Genomic DNA, 12338 nt, shown 5'->3' with positions numbered 1-12338 from the left:
TACCCGTCAGCCGTAGGCCAGTGCCTGGACGCGGTCCAGGGCACCGTTGAACTTGTTGTGGTCACCGACCGTCGGTCCGGTCGAGGTGTACTGCCACATCGTGTAGTAGCTCCACCCCGCCGGCAGTTCGCCCACCGTCGAGGCGTACCGCGCGATCCACAGCGGGTTGTACGCGGCGAAGCCGCTGTAGTTGCCCGTGCACTGCTTCCACCAGCTGGTGGCCGTGTAGATGACGGCGTCGCGGCCCGTGCGGGCCTTGTACTGGTTCAGGAAGTCACGGATCCAGGTGACCATGCCGGACTGGGACTTGCCGTAGCAGGCGGCGCCGTACGGGTTCCACTCGATGTCCAGAGCGCCGGGGAGGGTCTTGCCGTCGCGGGACCAGCCGCCGCCGTGGTCGACGAAGTAGTTGGCCTGGGTCGCGCCGCTGGTCGTGTCGGGCGTGGCGAAGTGGTAGGCGCCGCGGATCATGCCGACGTTGTAGGAGCCGTTGTACTGCTGGGCGAAGTACGGGTTCGTGTAGTACGTGCCCTCCGTGGCCTTCACGTAGGCCCACTTGACGCCGCTGTTCCACAGCGTCGACCAGGCGACATTGCCCTGGTGGGAGGAGACGTCGACGCCCTCGGTCTGGGTGGCGCGGGTGTCGCGGGGCAGGCCGCCCACGCCGTCGTGGGACGGGACGCCCATGCCCATGTAGGCGGAGCCGCGGTCGGGCTTGGGGGCCGCGGACGAGGGCGTGGCCAGGGTCAGGGAGAGCGCGCTGAGCAGGAGTCCGGCGAGGAAGAGGCGAACCGGTCCGGGTCTGTGCACGGGCATGACGTGCCTCCGAAGGCTCGGTGATGCTCGGTGGGGAGACGCTGAGACGCGGGGCATGCCGGCCGCGACGGGGGGAGAGCGGGTCGTCGTTGGCCCGCCGTTGGTCCGCCGTTCGATGATGCTGGCGTGGGCATGCCAGTCATTGCCTGGGAAAGAAGCTACGCACGTAGACCGGCGGGTGGGAAGAGGGCCTGGAGGCTGCCGTTGGTCTACGCCTGCGAAATACTGACGGAGCTGGGCAGATGGCAGCGTTTGACGGAAACTTTCAGGACTGGGAAACCGAGGCAGGGGCTGACGTGCGCGAAGACGGCAACGGCGACGGACGTCGAGTCGCATCCGGGACGTCCGGACGGGGCGTGGACCAGCCCGAGTTCCTCTCCCTGGAGCGGGAGCTGACGGTGCTGCTGCGCCGGGCCCGGGCGAGCCAGGGCGAGATGGCCAGGGAGGTCCACCCGGACCTGGAGTCGGCGGCCTACGGACTGCTGATCCGGCTCGACGAGTGCGGTCGGCAGCGGGCGACCGAGCTCGCCGCCTACATCGGCGTGGGCAAGGCCACCATGTCCCGTCAGCTGCGCGCCCTGGAGGACCTCGGACTCGTCGCCCGCGAACCCGACCCGGCCGACGGCCGCGCCTGGCTCGTCCATCTCACCGAGGAGGGGCAGGGCCGGGTGAGAAAGGTGCGCGAGGCCCGCCGCGCCCGCTACGCCCACCGGCTCTCCGGCTGGGACCCCCGCGAGGTGTCGGAACTGGCCCGGCTGCTGAACCAGCTCAACCAGGAGATGGAGGGGCAGAGCTGAGCTGAAGGGCTCAGAACTCCACGAACACCACCGTCGCGTCGTCGTGCGTCTTGCTCCGCCGCAGAAACGTCCGCTCCGTGTCCGCGAGTTCCAGCGCCCGCACGCGGTCGACCAGCGCCTGCGCCCCTTCCTTGCGGACGATGCCGAAGCAGTCGTCCCAGCTCCCCTTCCCGAACTTCTCCACCCACCGCGTCGCCCCGTCCGTCAGGGCGGCCAGCGCGCGGACCCCGGCGCGCGGAAGGGTGCCCGTCACCGCCCGCGCCGCCACGGAAGGATCCGCCGCGGCCGTGAAGAAGCCGCCCTCCCTGTTGCGGAGGTTCGCGTCGACCAGGGCGTCCGTGGCCAGGGCGGAACGCGGGAGGCGGGCGATGCGGTCGTCGAGATACGGGGTGACCGTGCCGTCCTCGGACTCCACCAGCAGGGCCGAGTCCGACAGCACCAGGTACTCGACGGTGCCGGGTGACCAGCGGGCCGTCACGACCGTTGCCTGTGGTGTGCGCGGGTGAGAAAGGTCACAGGTTTCGGCGTGGGCTGCGGCGGTACGCGCGAGGGCGAGGGACAGGGCGTCGGCGAGGGGAACATCCGGGAGTGAAACGGTCAGTTCGGTCAGCGCCCCGCCGAGGCGCGCGGTGAACCAGGGGACGGAATGCAGACAGCCCGTCGCGCCCCGGGGCGGGGTCACCCCGTCGAGGACGACCAGGACGCCGCCCTGTCCGGAAGCGGGAAGTCCGACACTGGCGAAGTCCTCGTTGGGGCGGGCGGGATCACCGGGCTCCGAGACAAGTTCCGTGCGCATCCGGCCAGTCTGCACGACCCCTTCACAAGGTTCGCCAAAGGCTGGCAACGGTCCCGGAATTGGCGCAGCCGCGCAGGTCAGGCGCCTGCTTTGGGGTGGAATGACGCGGTCCGGGAAGGCGCGGTGGCGAATACTGCCACCGCCCGCCGCCGACGTCCAACCGGCCCGCCGCACAGAGCGGGCGCACAGACCGGAGGAACTTGCCCGCCAACTTCCCTTCGGGGTTCACTCCTTCGGGTGGCGGGTCAGGTGATGTGCGACCACTGCACACCGGCGCTGGGAGGGTCGGGGATCGTACCGGGCGTATGCGCCAGTTGACGGAGCGTCACCCGGGCCCATGGGTATCACGAGTCAGGAATGCGAGCACCGGTGCAGAAGACGCGGCCTCGTCGCTCAGGCAAGCAGAAGGCCTCCGCAGGGGGCGGCCCGGAGCACACGCCCGGCACCACGACAGGGGCCCCCACGGGGACCGGCGCCACCGCGGCCGGAAAGGGCCGGCCCACCCACGTACGCAACCGGCTCATCGTCGCCGTGGCCGTCGTGGCCGCCGCCATCGCCGCGGCCGGTGCCCCCTCGATCGTCACCGCCGTCACGCAGGTGCACGACACCCAGGACCTGGTCACCCTCTCCGAGCAGACCGAGGACGCCCTCGCGCTCGCCCACTCGCTCGCCGACGAGCGCGACGAGGTCACCTCCTACGTCGCCGCCGGCCGCCCCGAGTCCAAGGCGCCCTCGGAGCAGCGCAGCGCCCGCGTCGACCGGCAGGTCGAGGAACTGCGCGCCAACTTCGAGATGCCCGCCTCCCTGCGCGCGGACCTGGACGACATCGCCGCCCTGCGCAGAGCGGCGCTCACCGGCAAGAGCACCGCTCTCGAAACCCACGAGGCCTACTCAACGGCCCTCGCCGAACTGCACCGGCTCGCCGAGCAGCTCGCCGAGGACATGCCGCCCCGCACGGGCTCCGGCGCCTACGCCCTCGCCGAACTCGACACCGCCGTCCAGCAGGCCGCCGCCACCCGCGGACTGCTCCTGGCCGCGCTCAACGTGCCGCGCACCACCCAGACCGTCATCGACCCGGTCACCGGCCTGGCGACCACCGTCACCGCCGCCTCCCCGGCCGACGCCAAGCAGCGCGACGCCCTCACCACGGCCGCCCAGGAGGCCCGGCTGCGCTCCGACGCGGCCCTCGCCGACTTCCGCGCCACCGCGCCCGAGTCCGCGGTGGCCTCGTACAACTCCACGGTCACCGGCCCCGAGGCCGAGGCGGCCGTCAAGTACCTCGCCGCGCTCACCGACCAGGCCACCCTCTCCGAGGGGGAACTCGGCACCAAGCCGCAGAAGTTGGAAGAGGCGCTCTCCGCCCGCGTCGACATGATGCGCGGCGCCGAGTCCGCCCTGCACGACCGCCGCACCAAGGACCTCGCCCAGCTGCGCGACGACGACGTCACCGAGCTGGAGATCCGTATCGCGATCCTCGGCGTGCTGGTACTGCTCGCGATCGGCGTCGCCACCGGGATGGCCCGCAGCCTCACCCGCCCGCTGGCCGTGCTGCGCCTGGGGTCGGCCCGGCTGGCCGGCGCCGAGGACCCGGCCGCCGAGGAACCGGTCAGGTTCACCGGCCGCAAGGACGAGTTCGCCAAGGTGGTCGACTCGGTCAACACCCTGCACGCGCACGCCGTCGCCCTGCACGAGCGCATCGCCACCCTGGAGTCCGACCGCAAGCACCTCGTCGGGCAGCGCCAGAAGATGGCCGACGCCCGCGAAGGACTGCGCGCCGAACTCACCGAGTCCGCCGCCCAGCTGGAGCGGCTGCGCACCAGCATCGGCTCCACCTTCGTCAACCTCGCCCTGCGCACGCTCGGCCTGGTCGAGCGCCAACTGGCGGTCATCGAGGGCCTGGAGGAGCGCGAACAGGACCCGGACCGGCTCGCCACCCTCTTCAAGCTCGACCATTTCGCCACGGTCATGCGCCGGCACAGCGAGAACCTCCTCGTCCTCGCCGGGACCGAGCACGTCCAGCACAGCGCGGGACCCGTGCCGCTGGTCGACGTGGTCCGCGCGGCGGTGAGCGAGATCGAGCGCTACGAGCGCGTCCGCATCGCGGCCCTGCCGCCGCACGCGCACATCGCGGGCTTCGCGGCGGACGACCTCTCGCACCTGCTGGCCGAACTCATGGAGAACGCCACCTCGTTCTCCCCGCCGGACCTCAGCGTCGAGGTCTCCGGCTGGCTCCTGGAGAACGGCGAGGTCATGCTCTCCGTCCAGGACGAGGGCATCGGCATGACGGGCGACCGCCTGAGCCGCCTCAACTCCCGTCTCTCCGACTTCGACCCGGAGACCTCCTACGACCAGGAGGGCGACGAGGGCCTCGGACTCGGCCTGTACGTGGTGGCCCGCCTCGCCCACCGGCACGGGGTGCGGGTGCAGTTGCGCGAGCAGAAGCAGGGCGGGGTGGCGGCCGTCGTGGTCCTCCCGCAGTCCCTGCTGGCCCCGGCGGCCCCCTCCGCGGTCCCGGCCCCGGGCCCGGTGACCACCGGCACCGGCACCCACACCTTCTCCCTGCCGGGCGTGGACGCGGAGGCCAACTCCAACGTCCTGCACGGCGGCCGCGCGGGCCACGACCCGCTGGTGGCGCTGGCGGAGAAGGCGGTACGGGAACATCCGTCGGAGACGACGATGGAACTCCTGGCTCCGGTGGAGTCGGCACCCGAGGCGGAGCCCGAGCCCGGGACCGCCGACGGCGAGGAAGCCCCGGGCGAAGCCGAGACGGAACACGACCGAGCCGACGACGCCGACGACGACCAGCTCACCGAAAAGGGCCTGCCCAAGCGCACCCCGAAGATCACCGCACAACCCGCCGCGCCCCGCCAGCGCAGCGGCTCCGTGGACGCCGACGCCCTCCGCAGGAGGCTGGGCGGTTTCCGCCGGGGGGCGGAGGCCGGCTACCGCGACGTAGAAGCAGAAATCGCCGAACAGACGGGTCAGACCAAGACCCCCGCCGGCGAATCCGAAGAAGTCACGGGGGGCACAGTCGAGGAGGCAAGCAGTTGACCGCGCCCAGTACCTTCGGACTGAGCAGTGAAGCCCGCAATCTGCACTGGCTGCTGACGAACCTGGTCGAGGAGGTGCCGGGCATCGAGTCAGTAGCGGTGGTCTCTTCGGACGGCCTGCTCCTGCTCTCCTCCGACCCCGGCCGCAACGAAGAGGCCCGGGAAGCCCGCGGAGCAAAACCCGCCGGGCCCCGCGGCTCCTCCGCCGACCTCGCCACCATCGTCTCCGGCATCGGCAGCCTCACCATCGGCGCCGCCCGCCTCCTGGAGTTCGGCGGGGTGAAGCACACGATGGTCGCGATGGACGAGGGCAGCCTGTTCGTGATGTCGATCAGCGACGGCTCGCTGCTCGGCGTGCACGGTTCCGCGGACTGCGACATGAGCGTCGTGGCGTACCACATGGCCCTGTTCGTGGGCCGCGCCGGCCATGTGCTCACCCCCGAACTCCGCAGTGAGCTGCGGCAGTCCCTGGAGACCGCGACGACGGGGAGCACCCGATGAGCACTGGTTCTCCCAAGAAACAGCTGCCCGTTCGCGGCGCCGACCGCAAGCCCGCCCGGGTACGGCCCTACTCGCTCACCGGCGGCCGTACCCGCTTCGGTCACGTGCTCCTGGTGGAGACCTTCGTGGCGGCGCTGGAGGCCCCCAAGGAGCGCAAGGAACTGACGAATGGTTCCCTCAACACCCGCGTGATGCCGGAGATGAGGGCCATCGTCGAACTGTGCCGCCGTATGCGCACCGTGGCCGAGATCGCCGCGCTGCTGCGCATGCCGCTCGGCGTGGTCCGCGTGTTGCTCAGCGACCTCGCGGACCAGGGAAAGATCCGTGTGTACGGCACCGGCACCGGTCACGGCACCGGCCGTCCGGACCGCGCTCTGCTCGAAAGGGTGCTGAGTGGACTCCGCCGTCTTTGACGACACCGATGAGGACCTGAAGTCCTGGCAGACGGACCGCACCCGCGCCCCGATCGCCACGAAGATAGTCGTGGCGGGCGGGTTCGGCGTCGGCAAGACCACGCTGGTCACCGCCGTCTCGGAGATCACGCCGCTGCAGACCGAGGCGCTGATGACCGAGGCGAGCGAGGAGACCGACGACCTCACCGCCACCCCGGAGAAGCTGACCACGACCGTGGCCATGGACTTCGGCCGCCTCACGCTCGACGACGACCTGGTGCTCTACCTGTTCGGCACGCCGGGCCAGCAGCGGTTCTGGTTCATGTGGGACGACCTGGTGCGCGGGGCGATCGGCGCGGTCGTGATGGCCGACACGCGCCGGCTGAAGGACTGCTTCCCCGCGCTGGACTACTTCGAGAGCTGCGGGCTGCCGTACGTCGTCGCGGTCAACCACTTCGACGGCAGCGAGCTGTTCCAGCCGGAGGACGTGCGCGAGGCGCTGACCATCCCCGCACACATACCTGTCATGATCATGGACGCGCGGCGCCGGATCTCGGTGATCGAGACCCTCCTGGCCCTGGTGGGCCACGCGCTCGACGAAACGCCCGAGTAATCCCGACGTATCCCGACCAAGGAGCCACCCCCCGCATGCGGAAGATACTCGTCGTCGGAGCCGGCCAGTCCGGTCTCCAGCTCGCCCTCGGACTCCAGTCGCACGGGTACGAGGTCACCCTCATGTCCAACCGGACCGCGGACGAGATCCGCACCGGCCGGGTCATGTCGACGCAGTGCATGTTCCACACGGCACTCCAGCACGAGCGCGACCTCCAGCTGAACTTCTGGGAGTCCCAGGCCCCGAAGATCGAAGGACTCGGCGTCTCGGTGGCGGCACCGGGCTCCTGGGGCGAGGGCCCCGCGGCCCGCGCGATCGACTGGGTGGGCGGCCTCGACGGGTACGCCCAGTCCGTCGACCAGCGGGTGAAGATGGCCGGCTGGATGGAGACGTTCGCGCAGCGCGGCGGCCAGCTGGTCATCCACGGCGCGGCGGTCGGCGACCTCGACTACTTCTCCCGCACCTACGACCTGGTGCTGGTCTCGGCCGGCAAGGGCGAACTGGTCCAGATGTTCGGGCGGGACGCGTCCAGGTCGCCGTACAGCGAGCCGCAGCGCGCCCTCGCGGTGGCCTACGTCCATGGCCTCGGCCCGCGTCCGGAGCACCCGGAGTTCGACGCGGTCCGCTGCAACCTGGTCCCGGGCGTCGGCGAGCTGTTCGTCATGCCGACGCTCACCACCTCCGGCCGCGCCGACATCCTGTTCTGGGAGGGCATACCCGGCGGCCCGCTCGACGTCTTCAACGGCGTGAAGGACCCGGCGGAGCACCTCTCCCTGACCCTGGAACTCATGGAGCGGTTCACGCCCTGGGAGTACGCGCGGGCCACCAAGGTCGAACTCACGGATGCGGGCGGCACGTTGGCCGGACGCTATGCGCCCACGGTCCGCAACCCGATCGGGCGGCTTCCCGGCGGCGGGCTGGTCCTCGGCGTCGCCGACGTCGTCGTCGCGAACGACCCGATCACCGGTCAGGGCTCCAACTCCGCCTCCAAGTGCGCGGCGGCGTACCTCGCGTCGATCCTTGAGCGCGGGGAGAAGGAGTTCGACGAGGAGTGGATGCAGGCGACGTTCGACCGGTACTGGGACACCGCCCAGCACGTCACCAAGTGGACGAACGCGATGCTGGCGCCGCCGCCGGAGCACATCCTCAACCTGATCGGCGCCGCGGGGCAGCTCCAGCCGGCGGCCGACCGGTTCGCGAACGCGTTCAACGACCCGGCCGACTTCGAGAACTTCTTCTACGAGCCGGCCAAGACCGAGGCGTACCTGGCCTCCCTGGCCTAGCCCGGACGGACGGCTCCGAGGACCGGGTGGGCCGCCAGCGGGGAGACGTGGACCTTCCTGGCCGAGAGGGCGGCGTGGATCACCTTGCCGTCGCCCAGGTACATCGCCACGTGCGTCGCTTCGGGGAAGTAGATCACCAGATCCCCGGGGCGGAGGTCGGTCAGGGGGATCCGCGGGAGCCGGGCCCACTGTTCCTGGCTGGTGCGGGGGACGGGGACGCCGGCCCGGGCCCAGGCCTGTGAGGTCAGGCCCGAGCAGTCGTACGTCTTTGGGCCCTCCGCGCCCCACTCGTACGGCTTGTCGAGCTGCTGGACGGCGTAGCGGAGTGCGCGGTCGCCCTCGCGGGAGGGTTCGTGCGCGTCGCTGCCGAGCGCCCCGGAGGTCACGAGGTCCTGCTGGGCCTCGCCGATGTTCTGCTGCTCCAACTCGGCCACCGCGGCGAGCTGTTCGGGGCTGAGGGAGGCCAGCAGCTCCTCGACGTCCTTCAGGCGTCCTTCTGCCTTTTTCCGGTCCTTCTTCTGCCGTTCCGCGAGGGCGAGCCGGTCGTCGAGGGCCCCCCGGGCCTTGCGGGCCAGGGCGTCGGCCTTCCGCTCGCTGCCGGTCAGCCGGCCGACCGTCTCGGCGCGCTCCCGCGCCAACTGCCCGATCACATGGCCCTGGTCGAGCGCGTGCTGCGGATCGCGGGCGAGGAGCAGCCGTACGTACGAGGAGATCTCGGTGCTGCCCTGGTACTGCTGGCGGGCCAGCCGTCCCGCCGCGCCGCGGCTGTCGTGGAGGGAGAGGCGGGCGCGGGCGAGTTCGCCGTCCAGGCGCCGGACCTCGGCGCGCTGCTTCCTGAGCCGTTCCTCGGTGGCGTTGTAGGACTCGGTGGCCTGCTCGGCCTCCCGGTACAGCCGCTGAAGATCCGTCAGGAGCCGGGAGACGGGCCGCTCGCCGGGTTCGGGGACGGCCACGGCGATCGACGGGGCGAGCACGGCCTGGGCCGCCACCGCCGCCGTACACACCAGACGCAGAAGCCTTCCTGACACGTCATCACCTCCGGTGCGGAACAGCCCCTCTGTTCCGCACCGCGAGCATCGGGCCGCCGCTGGTGTTCCGCGCGTCGGGTGTGCGCGGTTCGGCGCAACGCGGTCACCCGTCGGTGTTGTCCCGCCGGCCGCCCGGCGCGGCGTCCGGCTTCGACCAGGGCCACCTGAGACGGCGTTCCGGCAGCCCTTCGGGGGCGTACACGTACTTCCAGCGCTGGGTGAGGCCGACCCGTCGGCCCTCGACGCGGGGCTCGCGCCGGTAGATCAGCACGGTGGGCGGTCCGCCGTCGGGGGCCGGGACGGGAATCCGGTACGTCTTGGGCGGGTGACCGGTGATCCCCAGCAGCACGGGCAGGACGCGCCCGTCCACGGGCCCGCCCTCGAACGGGGTGTCTTCGCTCTTCACGGCACCAGTGTCAGCCATTCCCGGCGAGGGTCCGGACCAGGGCGGCGGTCTGCGGGTCGCGTGCGGCGGTCACCGAGAGCACGGCCACGAACTGGTCCACGAGCCAGTCGCGCAGCTCGTCCACGGGCGGCTGCTTGCCCTCGTCCAGCCAGATCAGGGAGGCGGCCTCCACGGCCGTGATCCACACCCGCACGCTCATCCGCAGCCGCAGACCCGGGGCGGTGACCTCCAGGTGGCTGAGGATGTGGTCGGCGGCGGCCCGGCGCACGCCGTCCACGATGGCGGTCGTCCGGGAGGTCTCCACGACGCTGCCGCCCTGGAGCAGGGCGCTGAACCCGGCGTCGTGCTCGTCGACGAAGGTGAGATAGCGGTCCAGGGCGCGGGCGAGGCGGGTGAGGAGCGGGCCCTCGCGGGGCTCGTCGAAGCACTGCTGGAGCTCCTCGGCGGCGGAGCGCAGCGCGGCCTCGTACAGCTGCTGCTTGCCGCCGGGGAAGTACCGGTAGACGAGGGGCCGCGAGACACCGGCCGCCTCCGCCACGTCGTCGAGGGAGACCTCCTCGGGTGCGCGGTGCGCGAACAGCCCGAGCGCGGCGGCCAGGAGCTGGCTGCGGCGCTCCTCGACGCTGAGGCGGCGGTAGGCGGGGGTGGGGGCCGACGGGGTCATGCCTCGCAGAGTAATCGGACCGTGAAGGAGCTGCGTAGTTGTGGTCTTCGTTCACCTGCGGGTGGGAGTGCAGCCTTGCCTGCGCTGCCATGAGCCGTTGGCGTGCGGGCAGTCGTGCCGCCTGGGGCGGCACGGGTGGGCGCGCGGCACCCCGCAAGCGCCGGGCCGCGCGACCACCCCCACGCCCGCCCCCACCTACGCCAGCAACCCCGACGACCTCCACAGCCGCCGCCCCACGCCCCGCAGCACCCCGATGTCGTCCAGGAAGTCCGTCAGCCGCTTCGCGCCGGTCTGCATGACCTCCCGCCGGTGCCCGCTGGCCCGCACCTGGGCGATGGCCTCCCGCTTGTCCAGGCCCAGGTTCGTGTACACCTCGGGATTCACGAACGCCACCGAGAAGACCCGGGCGAACTCGCCGGAGGTGACCCGAGTGAACTCCTGCGACCACTTCGGCGCCGTCAGCATCTGCCGCCGCAGCTCTTCGCGGGCGTAGCGCACATGACGGGCCTCCTCCACGACGTGGATCCGCGTCACGCCCCGGACCAGCGGCTGCACCCGCTCGTCCGGGAACGTCAGCCGCTGCATCCAGTCGAGCACCTCCTCGCCGAGCAGCGTCGCCGTGAAGGAGCCCGGCGTCGTGGAGATGGTCTTGAACAGCCGCCCGAGGTTCTGGTGCACCCGGCTGACCGGGTACCACGGCGTCTCCCCGCGCGAGATCAGCCGCGCGAACATCTTCGAGTGCCGGCACTCGTCCTCGATCTCGGTGAGCGCGTACCGCACATGCGCGCTCGTCGCCGCCTTGTCGTAGATGTGCCGGACGAGCAGCTGCATCAGGATCAGCTCGAACCAGATGCCCAGCGAGGCCAGCGCCGCCGCCTCGTGCTGCGACAGCAGGATCCGCTGCTCCTCGCTCATCCGCTTCCAGATCGGCGTGTCGTACAGCGACACCAGCTCCGGCGGCCAGAACCACTTGCCGTCCTCGAAGGGGGCGTCCCAGTCCAGTTCCTTGTCCGGGTCGAAGGAGTGCTTCGCGGAGGAGTCGAGCAGCCGCTCGGCCACCTGCTCCCGGTCCTTGAGCAGGCCGAGCGCGTCACGCAGCCCTTCGAGCGCGTCGGCTTCCGTGAGGGTCGTCATGGTTCTCCCAATGGGTTACCCGAGGTCACATCCTCCGTCCGTCTTATAAGACTGCTTGTCAGCAAGCTCGTCAATCCCTCGCGCAGGACTTGTTGGCCCCTCAGCGGCAGGGTGATCGAGGCGGGTCAACGCCTGACTGGTTGATCACCCGATGGAACGGCGAATCGCTGTTCGCCCTGGGTACGCTGACTCTGCCAGGCAGGCTCCGGCACATGGGAGTCATCATGAGCGCCGCACGAGAGTACGGGCTGGACGAGGACTATGAGTGGGCCCGTCCGCCGGTCGGCGGCTGGGTGGCGGACGACCTGGACGAGCTCCCGAATCTGCCTCCGCACACGGAGCTGATCGACGGGAGTCTTGTCTTCGTGAGTCCGCGGACCAAGTTCCACTCACGTGCCATCCGACTGCTGGACAGCACCCTGCTGGATCAGGTCCCGGACGAGCTGGACGTCATCCGGGAGATGACGATCAAGCTCAACAAGCGCAATCGGCCGGAGCCCGACGTCCTGGTGTTCCGTGCGAATGCAGATACCGGTCCCAGTCAGACCTGGTACCGGCCGGAAGACGTCTTGATCGCAGTCGAGGTCGTGTCGGAGGACTCGGAGGACCGAGACCGGGAGGTCAAGCCTCTGAAGTACGCGCGAGCGGGTATCCCGCACTACTGGCGCGTCGAGGAGAACGAGGGTCTTCCCGTGGTCTACGTCTACGAAATCGACCCCGCGACCCAGGTTTACGCTCTGACGGGCATCTTCCACAACCGCGTCAAGCTCACCGTCCCGTTCCTCATCGACATCGATCTCACCGCGATCAATCGCCGACGGCGGAGTTCCGACGTGGAGTCGGAGCCTCAAGCCTGAC

At 70.7% G+C, this 12338-nt stretch carries 13 protein-coding genes; 7 read left to right on the top strand and 6 right to left on the bottom strand.

Annotated elements, in window-relative coordinates; genetic code table 11:
* Positions 1-6 precede the first annotated feature (6 nt).
* Positions 7-816: a lysozyme gene (locus tag AB0Q90_RS31065; protein ID WP_363163300.1), complete on the bottom strand. Its 810-nt coding sequence runs from the start codon at positions 814-816 to the stop codon at positions 7-9.
* Positions 817-1112: 296 nt separating this feature from the next.
* On the opposite strand from AB0Q90_RS31065, the gene AB0Q90_RS31060 reads away from it, so the two are divergent.
* The gene (locus AB0Q90_RS31060) at positions 1113-1613 is read left to right on the top strand and encodes a MarR family transcriptional regulator (protein WP_363163299.1); all 501 of its coding nucleotides are present in this window, start codon (positions 1113-1115) and stop codon (positions 1611-1613) included.
* A 10-nt stretch (positions 1614-1623) separates the two neighbouring features.
* Here the strand turns inward: AB0Q90_RS31060 and AB0Q90_RS31055 are convergent, their stop codons facing one another.
* Positions 1624-2409, bottom strand: coding sequence for a protein phosphatase 2C domain-containing protein (locus AB0Q90_RS31055; RefSeq protein ID WP_363163298.1), 786 nt, complete (start codon positions 2407-2409; stop codon positions 1624-1626).
* Positions 2410-2778: 369 nt separating this feature from the next.
* On the opposite strand from AB0Q90_RS31055, the gene AB0Q90_RS31050 reads away from it, so the two are divergent.
* From AB0Q90_RS31050 to AB0Q90_RS31030, 5 genes are read left to right on the top strand one after another with little or no spacing between them, the layout of a single operon-like run.
* Positions 2779-5460: a nitrate- and nitrite sensing domain-containing protein gene (locus AB0Q90_RS31050; RefSeq protein ID WP_363163297.1), complete on the top strand. Its 2682-nt coding sequence runs from the start codon at positions 2779-2781 to the stop codon at positions 5458-5460.
* Complete coding sequence (locus AB0Q90_RS31045) at positions 5457-5960, top strand: roadblock/LC7 domain-containing protein (protein WP_363163296.1); 504 nt, start codon at positions 5457-5459, stop codon at positions 5958-5960. The genes AB0Q90_RS31050 and AB0Q90_RS31045 overlap by 4 nt, the downstream gene beginning before the upstream one ends.
* Positions 5957-6373 (top strand): DUF742 domain-containing protein, encoded by a 417-nt coding sequence (locus tag AB0Q90_RS31040; protein ID WP_363163295.1) that lies wholly within the window; start codon positions 5957-5959, stop codon positions 6371-6373. Before AB0Q90_RS31045 ends, AB0Q90_RS31040 begins: the two co-directional genes overlap by 4 nt.
* Positions 6354-6965 carry an ATP/GTP-binding protein gene (locus AB0Q90_RS31035; RefSeq protein WP_363163294.1) on the top strand — a complete coding sequence of 204 codons (612 nt, stop codon included), beginning with the start codon at positions 6354-6356 and terminating at the stop codon, positions 6963-6965. Before AB0Q90_RS31040 ends, AB0Q90_RS31035 begins: the two co-directional genes overlap by 20 nt.
* Positions 6966-7000: 35 nt before the next feature.
* Positions 7001-8248, top strand: coding sequence for a styrene monooxygenase/indole monooxygenase family protein (locus AB0Q90_RS31030; protein WP_363163293.1), 1248 nt, complete (start codon positions 7001-7003; stop codon positions 8246-8248).
* Here the strand turns inward: AB0Q90_RS31030 and AB0Q90_RS31025 are convergent.
* The 4 genes from AB0Q90_RS31025 to AB0Q90_RS31010 form a co-directional block, all read right to left on the bottom strand.
* The gene (locus tag AB0Q90_RS31025) at positions 8245-9276 is read right to left on the bottom strand and encodes an NlpC/P60 family protein (protein ID WP_363163292.1); all 1032 of its coding nucleotides are present in this window, start codon (positions 9274-9276) and stop codon (positions 8245-8247) included. The genes AB0Q90_RS31030 and AB0Q90_RS31025 overlap by 4 nt on opposite strands.
* Positions 9277-9379: 103 nt before the next feature.
* A complete protein-coding gene (locus tag AB0Q90_RS31020) occupies positions 9380-9682 on the bottom strand; it encodes a hypothetical protein (RefSeq protein ID WP_363163291.1) in 303 nt (100 codons plus the stop codon).
* 10 nt (positions 9683-9692) lie between these two features.
* Positions 9693-10346, bottom strand: a complete 654-nt coding sequence (locus tag AB0Q90_RS31015; RefSeq protein ID WP_363163290.1) for a TetR/AcrR family transcriptional regulator — start codon at positions 10344-10346, stop codon at positions 9693-9695.
* A 195-nt stretch (positions 10347-10541) separates the two neighbouring features.
* Complete coding sequence (locus AB0Q90_RS31010) at positions 10542-11480, bottom strand: diiron oxygenase (protein WP_363163289.1); 939 nt, start codon at positions 11478-11480, stop codon at positions 10542-10544.
* A gap of 224 nt (positions 11481-11704) precedes the next feature.
* Between AB0Q90_RS31010 and AB0Q90_RS31005 the strand changes: the two genes are divergently transcribed.
* Positions 11705-12337 (top strand): Uma2 family endonuclease, encoded by a 633-nt coding sequence (locus AB0Q90_RS31005; RefSeq protein ID WP_363163321.1) that lies wholly within the window; start codon positions 11705-11707, stop codon positions 12335-12337.
* The last annotated feature ends 1 nt before the right edge of the window (position 12338 follow it).

This window comes from Streptomyces sp. NPDC079141, from assembly GCF_040686775.1.
Lineage (GTDB): Bacteria > Actinomycetota > Actinomycetes > Streptomycetales > Streptomycetaceae > Streptomyces.
This window is presented reverse-complemented; position numbering and strand designations above follow the sequence as displayed.